General features: G+C 62.8%; 19 protein-coding genes. 10 read left to right on the top strand and 9 right to left on the bottom strand.

Annotated features, from left to right (window positions below):
- Positions 1–221: 221 nt before the first annotated feature.
- A complete protein-coding gene (locus CHR90_RS12590; protein ID WP_094409372.1) occupies positions 222–1,787 on the bottom strand; it encodes a hypothetical protein in 1,566 nt (521 codons plus the stop codon).
- 80 nt (positions 1,788–1,867) lie between these two features.
- Between CHR90_RS12590 and CHR90_RS12585 the strand changes: the two genes are divergently transcribed.
- On the top strand, positions 1,868–3,277 hold the full coding sequence (locus CHR90_RS12585; RefSeq protein WP_094409371.1) for a DNA recombination protein RmuC: 1,410 nt from the start codon (positions 1,868–1,870) through the stop codon (positions 3,275–3,277).
- Positions 3,270–3,659 carry a hypothetical protein gene (locus tag CHR90_RS12580; protein WP_094409370.1) on the top strand — a complete coding sequence of 130 codons (390 nt, stop codon included), beginning with the start codon at positions 3,270–3,272 and terminating at the stop codon, positions 3,657–3,659. Before CHR90_RS12585 ends, CHR90_RS12580 begins: the two co-directional genes overlap by 8 nt.
- A gap of 7 nt (positions 3,660–3,666) precedes the next feature.
- Here the strand turns inward: CHR90_RS12580 and CHR90_RS12575 are convergent, their stop codons facing one another.
- The 6 genes from CHR90_RS12575 to CHR90_RS12550 form a co-directional block, all read right to left on the bottom strand.
- On the bottom strand, positions 3,667–4,536 hold the full coding sequence (locus CHR90_RS12575) for a 3-hydroxybutyryl-CoA dehydrogenase (protein ID WP_094409369.1): 870 nt from the start codon (positions 4,534–4,536) through the stop codon (positions 3,667–3,669).
- A gap of 79 nt (positions 4,537–4,615) precedes the next feature.
- A complete protein-coding gene (locus CHR90_RS12570; protein WP_094409368.1) occupies positions 4,616–5,545 on the bottom strand; it encodes an electron transfer flavoprotein subunit alpha/FixB family protein in 930 nt (309 codons plus the stop codon).
- A 2-nt stretch (positions 5,546–5,547) separates the two neighbouring features.
- The gene (locus tag CHR90_RS12565) at positions 5,548–6,297 is read right to left on the bottom strand and encodes an electron transfer flavoprotein subunit beta/FixA family protein (protein WP_094409367.1); all 750 of its coding nucleotides are present in this window, start codon (positions 6,295–6,297) and stop codon (positions 5,548–5,550) included.
- 139 nt (positions 6,298–6,436) lie between these two features.
- The gene (locus CHR90_RS12560; protein ID WP_094409366.1) at positions 6,437–7,000 is read right to left on the bottom strand and encodes a cob(I)yrinic acid a,c-diamide adenosyltransferase; all 564 of its coding nucleotides are present in this window, start codon (positions 6,998–7,000) and stop codon (positions 6,437–6,439) included.
- Between the two features lie 3 nt (positions 7,001–7,003).
- Positions 7,004–7,201 carry a twin transmembrane helix small protein gene (locus CHR90_RS12555; RefSeq protein ID WP_094409365.1) on the bottom strand — a complete coding sequence of 66 codons (198 nt, stop codon included), beginning with the start codon at positions 7,199–7,201 and terminating at the stop codon, positions 7,004–7,006.
- A 131-nt stretch (positions 7,202–7,332) separates the two neighbouring features.
- The gene (locus tag CHR90_RS12550; protein ID WP_094409364.1) at positions 7,333–8,055 is read right to left on the bottom strand and encodes a FadR/GntR family transcriptional regulator; all 723 of its coding nucleotides are present in this window, start codon (positions 8,053–8,055) and stop codon (positions 7,333–7,335) included.
- 217 nt (positions 8,056–8,272) lie between these two features.
- Between CHR90_RS12550 and CHR90_RS12545 the strand changes: the two genes are divergently transcribed.
- The 8 genes from CHR90_RS12545 to CHR90_RS12510 all read left to right on the top strand — a co-directional run bounded on the left by CHR90_RS12545 (position 8,273) and on the right by CHR90_RS12510 (position 17,460).
- Positions 8,273–9,217, top strand: a complete 945-nt coding sequence (locus CHR90_RS12545; protein WP_212668684.1) for a 2-dehydro-3-deoxygalactonokinase — start codon at positions 8,273–8,275, stop codon at positions 9,215–9,217.
- Positions 9,214–9,843 carry a 2-dehydro-3-deoxy-6-phosphogalactonate aldolase gene (locus CHR90_RS12540; RefSeq protein WP_094409363.1) on the top strand — a complete coding sequence of 210 codons (630 nt, stop codon included), beginning with the start codon at positions 9,214–9,216 and terminating at the stop codon, positions 9,841–9,843. Before CHR90_RS12545 ends, CHR90_RS12540 begins: the two co-directional genes overlap by 4 nt.
- Before the next feature lie 2 nt (positions 9,844–9,845).
- Positions 9,846–11,618 carry an IlvD/Edd family dehydratase gene (locus tag CHR90_RS12535; RefSeq protein WP_094409362.1) on the top strand — a complete coding sequence of 591 codons (1,773 nt, stop codon included), beginning with the start codon at positions 9,846–9,848 and terminating at the stop codon, positions 11,616–11,618.
- Between the two features lie 11 nt (positions 11,619–11,629).
- Entirely contained in the window at positions 11,630–12,517 is an 888-nt protein-coding gene (locus CHR90_RS12530) for an SMP-30/gluconolactonase/LRE family protein (RefSeq protein WP_094409361.1), read from the top strand.
- A gap of 90 nt (positions 12,518–12,607) precedes the next feature.
- Positions 12,608–14,725, top strand: coding sequence for a methyl-accepting chemotaxis protein (locus CHR90_RS19835; protein ID WP_094409360.1), 2,118 nt, complete (start codon positions 12,608–12,610; stop codon positions 14,723–14,725).
- A 225-nt stretch (positions 14,726–14,950) separates the two neighbouring features.
- Positions 14,951–15,622 carry a hemerythrin domain-containing protein gene (locus CHR90_RS12520; RefSeq protein WP_094409359.1) on the top strand — a complete coding sequence of 224 codons (672 nt, stop codon included), beginning with the start codon at positions 14,951–14,953 and terminating at the stop codon, positions 15,620–15,622.
- Between the two features lie 12 nt (positions 15,623–15,634).
- Positions 15,635–16,120: a hypothetical protein gene (locus tag CHR90_RS12515; RefSeq protein ID WP_094409358.1), complete on the top strand. Its 486-nt coding sequence runs from the start codon at positions 15,635–15,637 to the stop codon at positions 16,118–16,120.
- Complete coding sequence (locus tag CHR90_RS12510) at positions 16,117–17,460, top strand: GAF domain-containing protein (RefSeq protein ID WP_094409357.1); 1,344 nt, start codon at positions 16,117–16,119, stop codon at positions 17,458–17,460. Before CHR90_RS12515 ends, CHR90_RS12510 begins: the two co-directional genes overlap by 4 nt.
- Positions 17,461–17,527: 67 nt before the next feature.
- Here CHR90_RS12510 and CHR90_RS12505 read toward each other — a convergent pair whose 3' ends face one another.
- Positions 17,528–17,890, bottom strand: coding sequence for a histidine triad nucleotide-binding protein (locus tag CHR90_RS12505; protein WP_094409356.1), 363 nt, complete (start codon positions 17,888–17,890; stop codon positions 17,528–17,530).
- A gap of 41 nt (positions 17,891–17,931) precedes the next feature.
- Positions 17,932–18,291, bottom strand: a complete 360-nt coding sequence (locus CHR90_RS12500) for a phosphoribosyl-ATP diphosphatase (RefSeq protein WP_212668683.1) — start codon at positions 18,289–18,291, stop codon at positions 17,932–17,934.
- Between the last annotated feature and the right edge of the window lie 48 nt (positions 18,292–18,339).

Raw genomic sequence — 18,339 nt, 5'->3', positions numbered from 1 at the left:
TGTCTGGGATAGGGATGCAGAGGCGCTGCCTCTGCACTCCGCTTAAGGGGCTGCGGCCCCTTAACAATCCCGATGTTCTTAAGAACGCTCCGAGGACACTCGGGGCGTTTTTTTATGCGCGGAAACACTGCCCAGCAATATACGGGCTAGCGCCTTTAAGGAATGGGATCGCCAAGGGACTCGCCCCTTGGCCTGGGGTTCGGGGACGGCGTCCCCGAGTATCACGCTCCCTCGTACCTCCACAGCCGCCAGAATCCTTTTTCCGCCACCAGCTTCCAACCATGCTTTGCTGGATCGGGGCCGAGGTATTTTTCCACATAGTTCGGCCAGTCGCAGAACCAGACGATCTTATTCTCGCGCAGGTAATCCCACATGTGGGTTTGGTAAGGAACGGCGGTACGGTTGACCTTGCCGTCCACATTCACTGAGTTGGGGCGGAAGTAACCCAGCGTACCCGACTGTCCAGCGGCGACGCGGGCATCGTCGGGAACATGTTCCTTAATCAGCGCCAATTGTTCGAAATAGACGGTTTCGACGTGCAGGGTCTTGCCGGTCTGCGCGAGGAGGGCGGAGGCCAGCGTCGGCGCGGCCAGCACCCACAGGCCGAGCGCGGCGAGTTTTCCGCGCCGGGTATCCGCCGCCACCCAGGGCGCCAGCAGCCAGGCGATGCCCAGGGTCGCGAGCAGGACGAAGAAGAAGAGATAGCGGTAGTAGAACCAATAGGCGATGAAGCTGAAGCCGTAATAGAGGCAGAGGACGGTCAGGGCGGCGGCCAGCAAGGCGGCGAATTCCCAGGTGCGGCGTTGGGCGGCATCCTTGGCCGCGAGCGGTTTGCGGGTTTTCACCGCCCGCCAGAAGCCCCACAGCAAGCCGCCGCCAACCCCGGCCCGCAGGATCGACAAAACGATCCCATCGCCGAACATCTCATCCAACTGCCCAAGCCAAAGCTGCGGCAGCCCGGCGACGCCCAAGGCCCAAAAGATCCAGCGCAGGCGCCGCTCATCCACCGCCCATTCCTGCTGCGCCGTGCCGCTGGTCGGCATGAAACTACCGAATTCCAGATAATTATAGGCCCACCAGGGGGACGAAATAGCCAGCGCCGCCAGCCCCATCGGCACGGTGCGCGTCAACGCGGCAACCAGCCCAAAGCGCCGGGTTTCGCGGACCAGCAACCAAAGGCCGAAGAGTGCCGTGAAAATGGCAGCGTCGATGCGGGTGAGCACCAGCAGCCCCAGCAGCAAGCCGATTTTGAGCGGCCCGCCGCGCTGCTCGTAAACCCCCGCCTGCCACGCCCGCCACAGGATGGCATAGCCCAGCATCAGCAGGCCGGTTTCCAGCCCGTTGAAGTGGTGCATGAAGGTCAGGAACCCGGCGAGATACAGCAGGGTGGCCAGCCAGCCGCGCGCGCTCTTCTCCGCTGCCGAACCGCTCGCGCCATCAACCGCGATGCGCCCGAGGGTGAGGGCCGTCGCCAGCCAGATCACCCAAGAGAGACCGAGGGTAAAGCGGATCGCCAGTGTCTCATTCCCGCCTGCAAGGGCGAACGCCCCGGCTTCGAGGAAGGTAAACAGCGGCTGAAACCCATTGGTCGGCAGGCTGCCGTCAATCGTCACACCGCGCCCCGCTGCGATATTGCGGGCGGCGGACAGGCTGTAATAAGCGTCCTCGGTCAGCGGCGTCGTGAAAACCACGGCATCGGGTCGGAAAGCCAGCACCCCCGCCACCGCAATCAGCATCAGGGCGAGAATGCGGGCCGCGCGGGGCCAGGAGGGGGAGAGAAAGGCCATAACAGCGGCTCACCAGACACTAGCAGGATAGGAACAAAGGGGCTACTCTCGCGGCCACTTAGAGAGGCGACTTATCCCAGATGCAGCCGCTTCTGTCTATGAAGGGACGTTGGATGGACGGGAACGGCAGTATCATTGCGGCGGCGCTGCTCGCCCTGTTTTTGGGGGCAGCGCTCGGCTGGCTGATCGCCCGCAGCCGTCAAGCCGTGCTGGCCGCGCAATTGACCGAACGGACGGAGCGGCTGACCCGGCTGGAAACCGATCTTGCCGACGCCAGCACCTCCATCCTGGACCTGCGTGCCGAAAATGCCGAATTGCGCGTGCTGCTGGATACCGAGAAGCACCGGACGGAGGAAAACCTCGCGCTGCTCGACGATGCGCGGCGGGCGCTATCGGACCAGTTCCGGGCGCTATCGACAGAGGCATTGGAAAAATCCAACGCCAGCTTCCTGCAATTGGCCGAGGAGAATTTCGGCAAGCTGCACCAAGCCGCCAAAAGCGACCTTGATCAGCGTAGTCAAGCCATGGCGGCGCAGCTTACGCCTGTGGTGGAGCATCTCAACAAGCTCGACGTGAACCTGCGCGAAATCGAAAAGACCCGCGAGGGCGCCTATCACGGTCTGCGGGAACAGACGGCGCTGATGCGCCAGCTTTACCAGGAATTGAAGTCCGAAACCGGCAATCTCACCCGCGCCCTGCGCGCGCCGACCGTGCGCGGGCGCTGGGGGGAAATCCAGCTAAAGCGCGTCGTGGAACTCGCCGGGATGGTCGATCACTGCGACTTCCAGGAACAAGTGCAGACGCCGGAAGATAAGCGCCTGCGCCCCGATCTGGTCGTGCGCCTGCCGGGCGGCAAGAGCGTCATCGTCGATGCCAAAGCGCCGCTGGAAGCCTATCTGGCCGCCGTCGAAGCGCCCGATGACGATGCCCGCCGCGCCCATCTAGCCCATCACGCCCGCCAGATCCGCACCCATATCAAGGCGCTTTCCGAAAAAACCTATTGGGAGCAGTTCAAGGGCGATACGCCGGAATTCGTCGTGCTGTTCCTGCCCGGCGAACATTTCTTCGCGGCCGCGCTGGAGCATGATCCGGGCTTGATCGAAGCGGGGGTGGAGCAAAGCGTGATCCTGGCGACGCCGACGACGCTGATTTCGCTCTTGCGCGCGGTCGCCTATGGCTGGCGGCAGGAGCGCTTGGCCCAAAATGCCCGCGAAATCGCCGGGCTGGGACGGGAGATGCATAAGCGACTTTCGACGTTCAGCGATCATCTCGCCAAGATCGGCAAGGGCTTGGAGACCGCCGCCGGAGCCTACAATAGTGCCGTTGGCGCCTTCGACAGCCGCGTGCTGGTGCAGGCCCGCAAGCTCGCCGACTTCGATACCGCCGGGCTGGGGGACGCGCTGGAGCCGCCGCCGCCCGTCGAAACCGCGCTGCGCCGCAGTGCCTCTGTCGCGTCCCTGCCGGGACCGGGATTATTTTCCAATGGATGAAGCCGCGCTCGCCACTTTTTTCGCCCAACAACGGTTGGCGCTGACTGAAGCCTATCTGAAGGCCGGGCGCAGCTTCGCGGCCCTATCGCCCGAAGATTTACAAAACCAGTGGCGCGACTGTTTTACCGCCCTGGCGGATGACCCAAGCTATCGGCCAGTGTTGGAATTAATCGTGCAGTTGGAAGCGGAATTTTCCTTGCGCGGCGGCTTTCCCGATTTTACCGGCATGGACGACATCATGCACCAGCTCAACCGCAACGTGGCGGCGCAATACCAACGGGAAGCCGACGCCGACCCGGAAATGTTCGCGGAATTCACGGCCAATCTTGAAGCGGAGATCGAAGCCACTGCAATCCCGGTGCCGAGGTTGCAGCAGAACTGACGGGCTGTTACCGCGTCGGCACCGGTTTATCGCCGCGATAATCGTAGAAGCCGCGCCCGGCTTTGCGGCCCAGCCACCCGGCTTCGACATATTTCACCAGCAGCGGGCAGGGGCGGTATTTGGTGTCCGACAGACCGTCGTGCAGCACTTGCATGATCGCCAAGCAGGTATCGAGACCGATGAAATCCGCCAGTTCCAGCGGCCCCATCGGGTGATTGGCCCCCAGCTTCATCGCGGTATCGATGGCCACCACGGAACCGACGCCTTCGTACAGCGTATAGATCGCCTCGTTGATCATCGGCAGCAGAATGCGATTGACGATGAAGGCCGGGAAATCTTCCGACACGGCAACCGTCTTCCCCAGGGATTCCGCCAAGGTGCGCACGGTCGCGAACGTGTCTTCATCGGTCGCGATGCCGCGGATCAGTTCCACCAACTGCATCACCGGCACCGGGTTCATAAAATGCATGCCGATGAACTTGCCGGGCCGGTCAGTGGCCGCCGCAAGCCGGGTGATGGAAATCGACGAGGTGTTGGACGCCACCAGCGCCTCGGGCTTCAGGTGCGGCACCAGCGTCTTGAAAATCTCGCGCTTCAGCGCTTCATTTTCGGTCGCAGCTTCAATCACGAGATCGGAGGCGCCGAACCCGGCATAGTCGGTGCCGGTGGTGATGCGACCGAGCGTCGCAACCTTCTCCGCCTCCGTCAGCTTGCCCTTGGCGATCTGACGGTCGAGGTTCTTGCTGACCGTCGCGACGCCCGCCGTCAAGCGGTCGGCGGTAACATCCAGCAGATGCACGGGGTATCCGGCCGCCGCGAAGACCTGGGCAATGCCGGTGCCCATTTGACCCGCGCCGATGATCCCGATGGTGTGCATATGGAAGTCCCCCGAGCGTTCTAACAAACCAGCCCTTCGCGGGTGCGAAGGGCTGGCAGCTTACCTAGGCTTTTAGCGCTTAGTCTAGCGCCTCTTTCAATTCCGGCACCGCCTTAAACAGGTCGGCGACCAAGCCATAGTCGGCGACCTGGAAGATCGGTGCCTCTTCGTCCTTATTGATGGCAACGATGACCTTGCTGTCCTTCATCCCGGCGAGATGCTGGATCGCGCCCGAAATCCCGACGGCGATATAAAGGTCCGGCGCCACGATCTTGCCGGTCTGGCCGACCTGATAATCGTTCGGCACGAACCCGGCATCGACCGCCGCGCGCGACGCGCCAACGGCGGCGCCCAGCTTATCGGCCACGGCTTCCAACAGGGCGAAGTTTTCGCCATTCTGCATCCCGCGCCCGCCGGAAATGACGATGCGGGCGGAGGTGAGTTCCGGCCGTTCGGACTTGGAAAGTTCCTGACCAATAAAGGCCGACTTGCCCGACCCGGCGACCGCCGCGACGCTTTCGACCGCTGCCGAGCCGCCCGTGGCGGGGGCCGCATCGAAGGCGGTACCGCGTACGGTCAAAACCTTGATCGCATCGGCGGATTTCACCGTGGCGAGCGCGTTCCCGGCATAGATCGGGCGCACGAAGGTATCAGCGCTTTCAATCGCGGTGACTTCGGAAATCTGTTGCACATCGAGCAGCGCCGCAACGCGCGGCAGCAGGTTCTTGCCGAAAGTGGTGGCCGTGGCGACCACAGCGGCATAGGACTTGGCGACCGAAACCACAAGCGGGGTCAGCGCTTCGGCAAGGCCGTTGGCATACTCGGCGCTGTCGGCGTGCAGAACCTTGGCAACGCCCGCAATGCCCTTCGCGGCATCGGCGGCGCCAGCGGCGCCCGACCCGGCAACGAGGACATGAACCTCCCCCAGCTTCGCAGCGGCGGTAACGGCATTCAGGGTGGCAGGCTTCAGCGCGCCCGCATCCACTTCGGCGATAACGAGAACGGCCATAATCAGATCACCTTCGCTTCAGTGCGCAGCTTCGCCACCAGATCGGCAACGGACGCGACCTTCACGCCGCCCTGGCGCTTCGGCGGCTCGGTCACTTTCAGAGTGGCGAGGCGCGGGGCGATATCAACGCCGAGCGCCGCCGGATCGACGGTATCGAGCGGCTTCTTCTTCGCCTTCATGATATTTGGCAGCGACGCATAGCGCGGCTCGTTGAGGCGTAGGTCGGTCGTGATGATCGCCGGCAGCGTCAGCGCCAGGGTTTCCAAACCGCCATCGATTTCACGGGTGACGGTGGCTTTGCCGTCGGCGACCGCGACCTTCGAGGCGAAGGTGGCCTGCGGCCAATCCAGCAACGCCGCCAGCATCTGGCCGGTTTGGTTGCTATCGTCGTCGATGGCCTGCTTGCCGAGAATGATCAGACCGGGGCCTTCCTTCTCCGCCACCGCTTTCAGCAGTTTGGCGACGGCAAGCGGCTGCACTTCGGCATCGGTTTGGACCAGAATGCCGCGATCGGCGCCCATCGCGAGGGCGGTGCGCAGGGTTTCCTGGGCTTGAGTTGGGCCGATGCTGACGACGACCACCTCGGTCGCAATCCCGGCTTCCTTCAGGCGAACCGCTTCTTCGACGGCGATTTCATCGAACGGGTTCATCGACATTTTGACATTGGCGAGATCAACGCCCGTCTGGTCGGCCTTCACCCGAACCTTGACGTTATAGTCAATCACGCGCTTCACCGCGACGAGTAGCTTCATGAGTGCGACTTCCTCCGCCCATAGTCGTTTTTCTGGTTCGGACCCCTGTTGTGCGGCGCGAACCAAGACAAGTCAAGACTGACGTTGACGTATTCGTTACGTAACTTCCCAATACGTCAGATACACTGGAATAATCGGGTTACCCCGCCCGGTTCTGACCGGGCACCCAGAGAATATCCGCCGTGCCCTTATCGTTCACCCAGCGCGCGGCAACGAACAGGAGATCGGACAGACGATTGAGGTAGCGCAGCACAGCGGAATTGACGTTGGCGTCATCCCGCATCAGCGTCACGCACTGCCGTTCAGCCCGGCGGGCGATGGTGCGCGCCAGATGCAAGTATGCGGCGCAGGGGGTGCCGCCGGGCAGAATGAAACTATCGAGCGGCTTTAGGTGATCGTTCATCCCGTCTAGCGTCGCTTCCAGCCAATCGACCTGGGCTTGGGTCACGCGCAGCGTCCAGGGTTGATCGACCGGGCAGGCCAAATCGGCCCCCAGGTCGAAGAGATCGTTCTGAATGCGGGCCAGGACCGCTTCCAAAGCGGGGTCGGCATGCAAGCGCGCAATACCGAGGGCGGAGGAACATTCGTCCACCGTGCCATAGGTTTCGACGCGCAGATCGTCTTTCGCAACGCGCGTACCGTCGGACAGCGAGGTTTCGCCTTTATCGCCACCGCGCGTGTAAATCTTGGTCAAACGGACCATCGGTCAGGCCTGACTGGAGATCAGGGCCAACACGAACAAAACCAGGGCCAAGGCCTGAAAGCCGACGCGCATTTGCATCAGCTTATTTTGCTTGGCGCCGGTGCCCGTGCCGCCGCGTGCCATCGCGAACAGGCCCATGAAAAGGGTCGCCAGGACCGCCAGCATCGCCGCGCCTAGCAGAACGAGGAAGATCGTGCTCATGGGCAGCAAGATTAGGGCGGTTCGGGGGCTTTGGCTAGGGCGTCGGCGTCACGCGGTCGGTATTAACCTATTCGCGGGCGGCATGAAGTGCGCCAGGCGGAAAGAGAGATTTTCGCCGATCCCCTGGGCCGTCAGGGCGCAACCGCCGAGATTTCCGCCACCGTGGCGCGGGCATCGTGCAGCAAGGCCAGCGCCGCATCGCGGGCGCCCTCGGCGTCACGGGCCAGAATGCGGGCCAGCACCTGCCCGTGGAACGGCAGACCGCGCCGGGGCGCGACTGCCCGTTTCGCGGTAAAATCGAAACTGGCGGTTAGGGCGAGATCGATCAAACCGCCGAGCGAGGCGACGAACTCATTGCCCGTCGCCGCCATTAGCGCCTGATGGAACCGCACGTCGGCAGCGTTCCAAGCGTCGATATCCGGGGCGGCGGCCATTGCATCGAAGGCTTCTTGCATGGCTTTCGCCTGATCGGGCGTATGGTTGCGGGCCGCCAGCGCCGCCGCGCCGGGCTCCACCATCTCGCGCAGTTCAAGGAACTTGCCGACAAACTCCAGCGCCGGACGGGTGGCGAGCGACCAGGCGAGAATATCCGGGTCCAGCAGGTTCCACACTTTTGCCGGGCGCACCCGCGTGCCGATCTTCGGGCGGCTTTCGATCAGCCCTTTCGACGCCAGCACCTTGATCGCTTCGCGCAAGGCCGTGCGGCTGACGCCCAGTTCGGCGGACAGGGTTTCTTCGTTCGGAAGCAGGGCGCCCGGGGCATAGCCCCCGCTCAAAATCCGAGTGCCCAGCATATGCGCGACTTTTCCGTGCAGGCTGCGCCGCGAATAAGTGCGTTTGCCCCGATCGGCCATGTGACTGCGTTCCTCTCTGGCGGGATGGCGACGGCTGCCCCGCTTTTGGCGCAACCCTTACATTCCGGTCGCGCAATGACAAGAGGGGTCAGACCCGAAAACGGCAAAAAGATTAATTTGTGTGATAATTATCTTCCCTCTATTTATCATACAATAATCTGCTACCTTAGAACCACGCTGAGGCGCCGTAAGAGCGTTCGGCGGTGGAGGAGTGATCGTGAGCGGTACCATCATTGCCCTCGATTGGGGCACCAGCAGTCTGCGCGCCTTCCGGCTGGCGCGGGATGGCGTGATTTTAGCCCAGCGCGCGGCGCCCAAGGGCATTCTTGCCGTACCACCGGGCGGGTTCGAAGCGGTTCTGCGCGAAACTGCCGGCGATTGGCTGGCCGCCGATCCGACAGCGCCGCTGCTGCTCTCCGGCATGGTCGGCAGCCGCCAAGGCTGGATCGAAGTCCCCTATGCCGAAGCGCCTGCCGATGCGGCGGCGCTGCTGGCCAAAGCGGTTCGCCATTCCCTGAGCGACGGGCGGCAAGCGGTGTTCCTGCCGGGCGTGTCTTGCCAGCGCGGCGATGTGCCGGATGTGATGCGCGGCGAGGAAACCCAGATCATCGGCGCCCTCGCCCTGGCAGGCCTTGCCGATGGCACCGTCTGCACCCCGGGCACCCATAGCAAATGGGTAACGGTCGCGGGCGGCGCGATTCGCGCGTTTGCCACCTTTATGACGGGTGAACTCTTTGCCGTGTTGCGTGACCATTCGCTGCTCGGGCGCGGATTTCCGCGCGCGGCGGATGGCAGTTTTGAGACGGCCCCCGCCGATCTGGCCGCCGAAGGCTTTCGGCGCGGCGTGGCGCACGCCTTTGCCGACCCGGCCCTGCTGCGCAGCCTGTTTTCCACCCGCACGCTCGGACTATTCGACCGGCTGCCCGCCGTGGCCTTGCCCGACTATCTCTCCGGTCTCCTGATCGGGGCGGAAATCGCGGCGGCGCTGCCGGAGGGCGGAAACCGCGACATTCCCGTGATCGCCACCGCTGGGCTGGCCGACCGCTATCGCCTCGCCCTCGCCCAACGCGGTTACACCGCCCGCCTGATTGCCGGGGAGGATGCCGCCGCCGCCGGGCTGGCCGCTTTCGCCGCGCTGCTGCCCGAAGGAACCCCTGCATGAGCCTCTGGTCTCAAATTGCCGATTTGCCGCTGGTCGCTATTCTGCGCGGGCTGAGGCCCGAGGATGCCGAGGCGACGGGCGCAGCATTGATTGACGCCGGGTTCCGCGCCATCGAAGTACCGCTAAACTCCCCCGATCCCTTCACCTCGATTGCCCGGCTTGTCCAGCGCTTCGGCGACCGGGCCGTGATCGGCGCTGGAACGGTGTTGACGGTGGGGGATGTAGAACGCCTCGCCGAAACTGGGGCCAAACTGATGGTCTCGCCCAATACCGACCCCGCGGTCATCGTTGCTGCCAAAGCGGCGGGGCTATACGCCCTGCCCGGCTTCTTCACCGCGACGGAAGCTTTCGCCGCCCTGCACGCCGGGGCCGATGGGCTGAAGCTGTTTCCCGCCGAAACCACCACCCCTTCCCATGTGAAGGCGCTGAAGGCGGTTCTGCCGCCCGAGGTGCCGGTCTTTGCCGTTGGCGGCGTCACGCCGGAGACGATGACCCCGTGGATCGACGCGGGGGCACAAGGGTTCGGCCTGGGATCGGCCCTGTTCAAGCCGGGCATGGCCCCCGGCGCCGTTGGCGATAAAGCCCGCGCCTTTGCGGCGGCCTGGGTAGCTCTTGCGAGGACATAAGAATGAAAAAGCTCCGCAGCCGGGAATGGTTCGATAATCCCGAAAACCCCGATATGACCGCGCTCTATCTGGAACGCTACCTGAATTACGGCATCACGCGCGACGAGTTGCAGTCCGGTAAGCCGATCATCGGGATCGCGCAAACCGGGTCGGACCTATCGCCGTGCAACCGCCACCACCTCGATCTCGCCAAGCGCGTGCGCGACGGCATCCGCGACGCGGGCGGCATTCCCATCGAGTTTCCCGTCCATCCAATCCAGGAAACCGGGCGGCGCCCGACGGCGGCGATTGACCGCAACCTCGCCTATCTCGGCCTTGTCGAAGTGCTACACGGCTACCCGCTCGACGGCGTGGTGCTGACCACCGGCTGCGATAAAACCACCCCCGCCTGCCTAATGGCGGCGGGTACGGTCGATATTCCTGCCATCGTGCTCTCGGGCGGGCCGATGCTGGATGGGCATTGGCAGGGCCGCCTTGCCGGGTCTGGCACGATTATCTGGGACTCGCGCAAGCGCCTCGCCGCCGGGGAAATCGACTACGAACAGTTTATGCAGGCCGCCGCCGCCTCGGCCCCCTCGGTCGGCCATTGCAATACGATGGGCACCGCCCTATCGATGAATTCGGTCGCCGAGGCCTTGGGCATGTCCCTGCCCTATTGCGGCTCGATCCCCGCCCCCTATGCCGAACGCGGCCATATGGCCTATGAAACCGGGCGGCGGATTGTGGCGATGGTGGCGGAAGACCTGACGCCGCGCAAAGTGATGACGCGCCCGGCCTTCCTGAACGCCATTCGCACCGCCTCCGCCATCGGCGCCTCGACCAATTGCCCGCCGCATCTGATCGCCATCGCCCGCCATGCCGGGGTCGATCTGACGCTGGAGGATTGGCAGACCCATGGGCACGACATTCCCTTGCTGGTCGATTGCCAGCCGGCGGGCCGCTTCCTGGGCGAAAGCTTCCACCGCGCCGGGGCAGTGCCCGCCGTCATGGCCGAACTGCTGAAGGCCGGGAAACTAGACGGCGATGCGATCACCGTCACCGGCAAGCCCATCGGCCCGATTCTGGAAAAGGTTCCGGAACCGAACCGCGAGGTGATCCGCGCCTATGCGGCCCCGCTAAAACCTTCGGCAGGTTTCCTCGTGCTCAGCGGCAATCTTTTTGACAGCGCCCTGCTGAAAACCAGCGTGATCGACGCCGATTTCCGCGCGCGCTACCTGTCGAACCCGAACGATCCCGACGCCTTCGAGGCGCGCGCCATCGTCTTCGACGGGCCGGAGGATTATCACCATCGGCTGAACGATCCGGCGCTGAATATTGACGAAAACTGCATCCTGGTCATTCGCGGCTGCGGCCCGATTGGCTATCCCGGCTCGGCGGAAGTCGTGAACATGCAGCCGCCCGATGCGCTGATCCAGCGTGGCATTCTCGCCCTGCCGACGATGGGGGACGGGCGGCAATCCGGCACCTCCGGCAGCCCATCGATCCTGAATGTCTCGCCGGAAGCGGCGGCGGGTGGCGGCCTTGCGTGGCTGAAGACGGGGGATACAGTCCGCGTCGATCTCAAGACCCGCCGGGTCGATGTGCTGCTGCCCGCAGGCGAATGGGAGGCACGCAAAGCGTCCGAACTGCCGCAGCCAAGCATCCCCGCCGATCAAACGCCGTGGCAGCAACTCTATCGCCAGACGGTCGGCCAGCTTCAGACCGGCGGTTGCCTTGAAGCCGCGACCGCCTTCCACCGCGTCGCCGCCAAGGGCGGCCTGCGCCACTCCCACTAAGCGAGTGCCCGATGTCCGAACCGGTTTTGACGCAACTGACCGATTTTTCCTGCCGCTTGGGCGAAGGCCCGGTTTGGCATGACGGGGCGATCTGGTGGGTGGATATCAAGAACCCCGCCCTACACCGGCTCAACGGTGGCCGAAAGGACGGGGCGCATACCCGCTTCCCTCTGCCGGAACCGGTTGGCGCGGCGGTGCCGACCAAGCGGGGCGATTGGCTGGTCGGGCTGAAATCGGGCGTCTACCGGTTCGTGCCGGAGACGGGAACGCTAACGCCCTTCGCCGTGCTGGAGCCGGAGATGCCGGGCAACCGGCTGAACGACGGTAAGGTCGATGCGGCGGGGCGCCTCTGGATCGGCAGCATGGACGATGCCGAAAACGCCCCGACCGGGCATTTCTACTGCTTGACGGGCAGCAGGCCGGAGGTAAGGCCCTATCCGGTGAATTTCACCGTGACCAATGGGATCGGCTGGTCGGGCGACGGGCGCACCCTCTATCTGACCGATAGCGCCAATCGGTGCATCTATACCGCCCCCTACGACCCCGAAACCGGAACGGCGGGGGAAAAGCGCGTTTTTGCCCAATTGGCGCCGGACGAAGGGTTCCCGGATGGGCTGTGCCTCGATGCTGATGATCATATCTGGTCCTGCCATTGGGACGGCGCGCGGATCACCCGCTACCGGCCGGACGGTAGCCGCGAGCGGGTGATCGCCTTACCGGTCAATCGCCCGACCTCTTGTTGTTTTGGGGGAAACAATCTTGACGTTTTATTTATCACCTCGGCGCAAGATGGAGCCGGAAAAGGCGGGCAACTTTGGGCACTTACCGGAGTTAAGCAACAAAATAATCTTACGTTTGCGTCAATTCACGGGGTTAAATCGACTCTTTTCGGCGGATAATACTTTTGTCTTCCTTCCGCCCGGGTGTAGCATCGTCGTAATGAAGCGTCAAAAGGTCGCATAACGACCAGCTTCAGGGGGAGGAATGAAATGCGGCTAACGATCAAGACAAAGCTGTTCGTGGCTTTGGCGGGTTTGGCATCCCTTGCTGCCGTTGGCGGCGGGGCCGCCCTGTGGGGATATGATCGGATGGGCGCGGCCTTTGCCGTCGTTCAGACCGAAAAACTACCGGCGGTCGCCGTTGCGGGCGACCTTAAGGCCGAAGCCAATGCCATTGCCGCGCTGGCGCCAACGCTAGGGGATGCGCCGGACCTCGCGAACCTCGAGTCGAGCAAGCTGTCGCTTGATAATCGCATCGAAAAGCTATGGACCTTAACCCGCCAGCTTAAGAACAATGAAAAGCTGAGTGAAATGGTCACCGCGTTCAATGAACAGGTAACCCAGGTTCATAAAGCGCGCGAAGCCTATCTGAATACCGAAGAAGATTTACGGGCGCGACTGGCAAATATCTCCGTCACCTCGCGCATTTTGAACGACCGGGTAGCGCCACTGGCCGAACGCGCGCGCTTCAGCCTTTCCCTGACCCTGACCGAAGTGCCGTTGGAACTGTCGAATAATTACGACAAGGGCCTGGAAATGCTCCAGGCGATGGCGGAACTGCATTTCCCAGTCTACGAAGAAGCCTCCGCCGTGCTGCTCGATGTCGAACGCGCGTCCCTGCTGGCCCGGCAGGCGGCGCAGGCGACCAGCAACGACCAGCTTACGCGCAGCAAGACGCAGACCCAAACGATCCTGCGCCATCTCGAAACCCGCCTCGTCACCCTGTCGAAAGATTCGCAGGACGTTGATCTGGTCGGGCCGGTGCAACGCTTGCTAGGACTGGCGACCGATACGGGAAGCGGCGTTTTCGTCATTGCCGAGCGGCGGATCGCCGCGCAAACCAATGTTCTGCAAACCCTGAAGAAAATCAGCGCCCAGGCGCAGATGCTGTCGGCCCAGATCGACGAGATGGCCCAAAGCGTTCAGGCTGAAGCCCATGCAGAGGGGGTTCGCACGCAGGAACTGGTCGAACAGGCCGGGGGCATGCAGATGGCCCTGACGGGGGCCAGCCTGTTGATCGCGCTCGCGGTCGGCTGGGGGATCGGCCATCGCACCATCGCCCGCCGTCTGACCCTGCTGTCAGATGGCATGGAAGCCGTGCGCCAGGGGCGTCTGAATGAAACCTTGCGCGTTTCTGGGGACGATGAAATCGGCACGATGGCGCGGGCACTCGATGTCTTCCGCCAGACGGCGATGGAAGTTGAAACCACACGGGCTGAAGCCGAGGCCGAGCGTCAGCGTTCGGCAGAGGAACGGCGCCAATCCCTCAATGAAATGGCCAGCCAGTTCGAACAAAGCGTGGCGCGCATCGTAACTACCGTCCGGCGGGCGGCGGATGAAATGCGCAATGCCTCCGGCTCGATGGCGACCCTGGCCGATGGCGCGACGGCACAGACCTCGGAGGTTGCGGCAGCGGCCGCGCAGGCCATCGGCAATGTTGATGCCGTGGCAGCGGCATCGGCGCAATTGACTGTTTCGATCAGCGAAATTTCCCGCCAGGTTGTGCATTCCAACACGATCGCCGATCAGGCCGTGGCGGAAGCGCGGCGGGCGGGCGATACGGTGCGCGGGCTGGCTGAAGCGGTGGAACGCATCGGCGAGGTTGCGCGCCTGATCGATGGGATCGCGTCGCAGACCAATCTTCTGGCCCTCAACGCCACTATCGAGGCGGCGCGGGCCGGGGAAGCCGGGCGCGGCTTTGCCGTGGTCGCGGGTGAGGTGAAGAATTTGGCGGCGCAGACGGCAAAAGCGACAGAAGAAATCGGCTCGCAAATCGGCTCGATCACCCAGGGCGCCCGGGCCGCCATCGGCGCGATCACGCAGATCGATACGATCATCGGCGATATCAGCGGCATCGCCGCCACCATCGCCGCTGCCGTGGAAGAACAGGGTGCCGCCACGGGCGAAATCGCCCGCAGTGCCGATCAAGCCGCCCAAGGAACCCAGGGCGTCGCCCATATCATCGAACGGGTGCGCGGGGCCACCACCTCCACCGGCGAAGCGGCGAAGGGCGTGCTGCACGCGGCGGAGCTGCTGGCGGGCGAAGCGGGCGACCTTGACCGGGAGGTTAACGGCTTCCTGGGGGCAATTCGCACCGGCACAGCCTAGCGGCCAAGATATAAACCAATCCCCCAGACGGGCTTTCTGACAGGGGCGTCAGGAAGCCCGTCTTGTTTTTAGAATTAGACTAGGAAATACTTAGTCCATATAGCGCACTATTTTATGTCTCTTAGCATATATTTAGCATTCCCTTAGCAAATTATTATAAAATAGTGATTCGATAAAATCTGTATAACGCCTCCCTCGTTTTTAACCTTATCGGGGGAAGGTCGAATGTCTACACCGCAGCGCTATGATTTATACGGTCCGATTCACAAGGCTTTACGGGCTTGGTCTACGGATATTCTGGTCAAACTCGGTCGCGCCGATTGGCAGCACGAGGATAACACCCGTAAAACCTTGACCGACCTGCGCGACCATTTGGCGGTCCATTGGCTGCATATTGCGCACGAAGATCGCTTCATCCATCCGGTCCTGGCGCGCCTTGTGCCGGGCAGCGAGGCCGCCGCCGTCGCCGAGCACGACCGCCATGCGGAAGCGCTGCGCCAGCTTGAGGCCGCGGCTGAAGCGCTCAGCCTCGCCCGCCCGGACGCGCGGGAAGGGCTGGGCTATGCGCTTTATCTTCAATTTGCCCAGTTCCTCGCCATCGATTTCGAGCATATGCACGACGAGGAAACGCGCCATATGCAGATCCTGTGGGCGCATTTAAGCGATGCAGAAATCGCCGCCATCGAACATCAGATCGTCGCCAGCCAAAGCCCGCAGGAAGCGATGCAGGTGCTGCAATGGATGCTACCAAACCTGACCGCCGCCCAACGCGCAGAGAAATTCGCCGGGCTGCGGGCCGCTGCACCGCCGCCGGTGGTCGCCGCCGTGACCGACCTATTGACGGCCCGCTTGACAGAGTTCGAGATGAAAAGACTATGGGAAAACATAGCAGCCTAGCGGCGAGGGATAATGGCGGCCCAGGTTTACCCCAGTCCTGATCTTGCGCGATTCTTGGAAGGACCGATCACGGCTGTTCTGGCCGTTGCCGGTCCTGGCGGCATTCCTGTCATCACGCGCGGGATTGCCTGCCAATGGCGCGGGGACGAGGTTGGTATTTTTCTGAATGGTCTCGATCGAACGATGATCGACCCGGTGCCGCCCCTCGGGGCCTCGGTCGCGGGCGTCATGTGCCGCCCGACGAGCTTGCAAACCTATCAGATCAAAGGCCGGTTTCTAGGCCTGCGCGACGCCGATGCCGGGGAACAGCACTGGCTGCTGGGGGCGGTTGAGCGCATGGTGGTGGAGTTTCAGAAGGTGGATTATCCCGAACCACAGTCGCGCGCCTATCTGGGGTACGATCCTGCACTGCTCACCGTTTTCCGGTACCGGCCCGAGGCGATTTTCGATCAAACCCCGGGACCGCAGGCCGGACGGCAGATTGCGGGGGCGGCATGAGCTTACACCTCAGCGCCTTTCGCGACGCGCTGGACGGGATTCTACCGTCCGCCATCGCCACCACCTCGGCCTCGGGGGAGGTGAATGTCTCCTACCTTTCGGACATTCTGTATCTCGACGAGTCGCACCTCGCCCTCAGCTTTCAGTTCTTCAATAAAACTCGGCAGAATATTCTCGAGAACCCCTATGCCCAGGTGCTGGTGCTGCATCCGGGCAGTTCGGAGAAATATCGAATTAGTGTGCAATATCTGCGCACCGAAACCCACGGCCCTTTGTTCGAGCGGATGCGCGCCAAGCTGGCCGGAATCGCCTCCCATCACGGAATGGCGGAGGTGTTCCAACTGCGCGGGGCCGATATTTACCGCGTCATTGCTATCGAAAAGGTCAATAGCGCCGCCCGACCGTTACCGGCGCAGCCCAGCTTAATGCCTGCTTTGCGGCGGGTTCAGGACACCCTGAGCCGCTGCCGCAGCGGGGACGCCCTGATTTCTGCCTTATTCCCCACCTTAGCGCGGGAATTGGGAATCGAGCATGGTATGGTGCTCGCGCTGGATCGCGGCAGTGGGCGGCTCTATACCCTCGCCAGTCATGGCTATGCAACCTCCGGGGTCGGATCGGAGGTAGCGCTGGGCGATGGCGTCATCGGGGTTTGCGCCGAGGTTAGCGCCCCGATCCGCATCAATCATATGCTGCACGAAAATGCCTATACCCGCGCCATCCGCCGCACGGCGGGCGATGCCTATGACCTTGCCCCCGAAATCCCCTTACCGGGCCTGATCGACCCACAAAGCCAGCTCGCCGTTCCGATTGCAATTGGCGGCACGCTAAAGGGCGTTCTGTTTGTAGAAAGCCCGCGCAATCACGCCTTCACGTATGAGATTGAAGACGCGCTATCGGTCATCGGGCTGAGTTTCGGTGCGCTGCTGATGCAGTTCCAAGACGGCGACTGTTCGGAGTTCGACGCGGACCTTCCGGAGGAAACCCCGCCCTGCGACTGCCCTGTCAGCGGATCGGCCTTGCGGGTGCGCTATTACTCGGGCACAGCGACGGTGTTTTTGAACGATGATTATCTGATCAAAGGGGTTGCCGGGGCGATCTTATGGAAGCTGCTGCGCGAATTCGCCGCCAATGGCCGCACGCGCTTTTCCAGTCGGGAATTGCGGCTCGATCCACAGCTTGGCCTGCCGCACCTCTCCGATAATCTCGCCACCCGCCTCATTTTGCTGAAACGGCGGCTGGAGGAGCGCGATAATGGCATTCGGCTGACCCAGGGCGGGCGCGGGCAATTGTTGCTGGAAGTGCTGCACCCGCTCGATCTGATCGAAGCGGGCGCCGCCTAATAGTGTAACCTTCTGTGTTATAGGCACATGCCTCGTCGCGGGTGTGGCCACCCGCTTGGGATTTGCTCTAGTCGTTCGGCAGCATGGAGCCAAGCGCCCGCCCGCCGATAAGATGCAAATGAAAATGCGGCACTTCCTGATGGCCGTGGGCGCCGGTATTGGCAATCAGACGGTAACCGCTGTCGGCGATCCCGAACTGTTGGGCGATGGCGCCGATGGCATCGAAGAAAGCGGCTTTTTCCGCCGGGCTGGCTTTTTCGCTGAAATCCTGAGCGCTGACGTAGGCGCCTTTCGGGATGATCAGCACATGCACCGGGGCGCGCGGTGCAATATCTGGAAACGCCAGAACATGGTCGCTTTCATAAACCGGCTTTGACGGAATTTCGCCCCGGAGAATTTTGGCAAAGATATTGGACGGATCGTAGGACACGCGGCTCTCCCCACAAGGACCGGGGCAGGGCCGCCCCGGGGTCAATCTTCGTCGTCGCTCTCGTTTTCGCGGCCAAGATGGGCATAGCCCGACACGCCTTCGCGGCGGGCCAGTTCGCGCCACACGTCGCCAGGCTCTACATCCGACGCCGCCCAGAGCAGGGTGAGATGATACAGAAGGTCGGCGCTTTCCGAAACCAGGCGCTTGCGCTTACCGCGAATGGCTTCGATCACCGTTTCCACCGCCTCTTCCCCCACTTTTTGCGCAATCTTATGGGTGCCGCGCGCAAACATTTTGGCGGTATAGGAGGTTTCTGGATCAGCCTTTCGTTTGCTTTCGATTCGGCTATACAGGTTATCCAGAATATGCGCCGTCGGGGCGGTCATGGGGGGCTCCGTCATATCAACTCTCCGGTCGACGGTTGTGCGCATCTTACAAGCTTTTGTCTA

Origin of the sequence: Elstera cyanobacteriorum, from assembly GCF_002251735.1 — a bacterium.
Taxonomy (GTDB): Bacteria; Pseudomonadota; Alphaproteobacteria; order Elsterales; family Elsteraceae; genus Elstera; species Elstera cyanobacteriorum.
Note: the sequence above shows the minus strand (reverse complement) of the source record. Positions and strands in the feature narration are given on the sequence as shown.

Excerpts from the sequence above, each read along its gene's own strand:
- CHR90_RS12590 (WP_094409372.1), bottom strand. The coding sequence starts at position 1,787 with ATGGCCTTTCTCTCCCCCTCCTGGCCCCGCGCGGCCCGCATTCTCGCC.
- CHR90_RS12585 (WP_094409371.1), top strand. The coding sequence starts at position 1,868 with ATGCAGCCGCTTCTGTCTATGAAGGGACGTTGGATGGACGGGAACGGC.
- CHR90_RS12580 (WP_094409370.1), top strand. The coding sequence starts at position 3,270 with ATGGATGAAGCCGCGCTCGCCACTTTTTTCGCCCAACAACGGTTGGCG.
- CHR90_RS12575 (WP_094409369.1), bottom strand. The coding sequence starts at position 4,536 with ATGCACACCATCGGGATCATCGGCGCGGGTCAAATGGGCACCGGCATT.
- CHR90_RS12570 (WP_094409368.1), bottom strand. The coding sequence starts at position 5,545 with ATGGCCGTTCTCGTTATCGCCGAAGTGGATGCGGGCGCGCTGAAGCCT.
- CHR90_RS12565 (WP_094409367.1), bottom strand. The coding sequence starts at position 6,297 with ATGAAGCTACTCGTCGCGGTGAAGCGCGTGATTGACTATAACGTCAAG.
- CHR90_RS12560 (WP_094409366.1), bottom strand. The coding sequence starts at position 7,000 with ATGGTCCGTTTGACCAAGATTTACACGCGCGGTGGCGATAAAGGCGAA.
- CHR90_RS12555 (WP_094409365.1), bottom strand. The coding sequence starts at position 7,201 with ATGAGCACGATCTTCCTCGTTCTGCTAGGCGCGGCGATGCTGGCGGTC.
- CHR90_RS12550 (WP_094409364.1), bottom strand. The coding sequence starts at position 8,055 with ATGGCCGATCGGGGCAAACGCACTTATTCGCGGCGCAGCCTGCACGGA.
- CHR90_RS12540 (WP_094409363.1), top strand. The coding sequence starts at position 9,214 with ATGAGCCTCTGGTCTCAAATTGCCGATTTGCCGCTGGTCGCTATTCTG.
- CHR90_RS12535 (WP_094409362.1), top strand. The coding sequence starts at position 9,846 with ATGAAAAAGCTCCGCAGCCGGGAATGGTTCGATAATCCCGAAAACCCC.
- CHR90_RS12530 (WP_094409361.1), top strand. The coding sequence starts at position 11,630 with ATGTCCGAACCGGTTTTGACGCAACTGACCGATTTTTCCTGCCGCTTG.
- CHR90_RS19835 (WP_094409360.1), top strand. The coding sequence starts at position 12,608 with ATGCGGCTAACGATCAAGACAAAGCTGTTCGTGGCTTTGGCGGGTTTG.
- CHR90_RS12520 (WP_094409359.1), top strand. The coding sequence starts at position 14,951 with ATGTCTACACCGCAGCGCTATGATTTATACGGTCCGATTCACAAGGCT.
- CHR90_RS12515 (WP_094409358.1), top strand. The coding sequence starts at position 15,635 with ATGGCGGCCCAGGTTTACCCCAGTCCTGATCTTGCGCGATTCTTGGAA.
- CHR90_RS12510 (WP_094409357.1), top strand. The coding sequence starts at position 16,117 with ATGAGCTTACACCTCAGCGCCTTTCGCGACGCGCTGGACGGGATTCTA.
- CHR90_RS12500 (WP_212668683.1), bottom strand. The coding sequence starts at position 18,291 with ATGACGGAGCCCCCCATGACCGCCCCGACGGCGCATATTCTGGATAAC.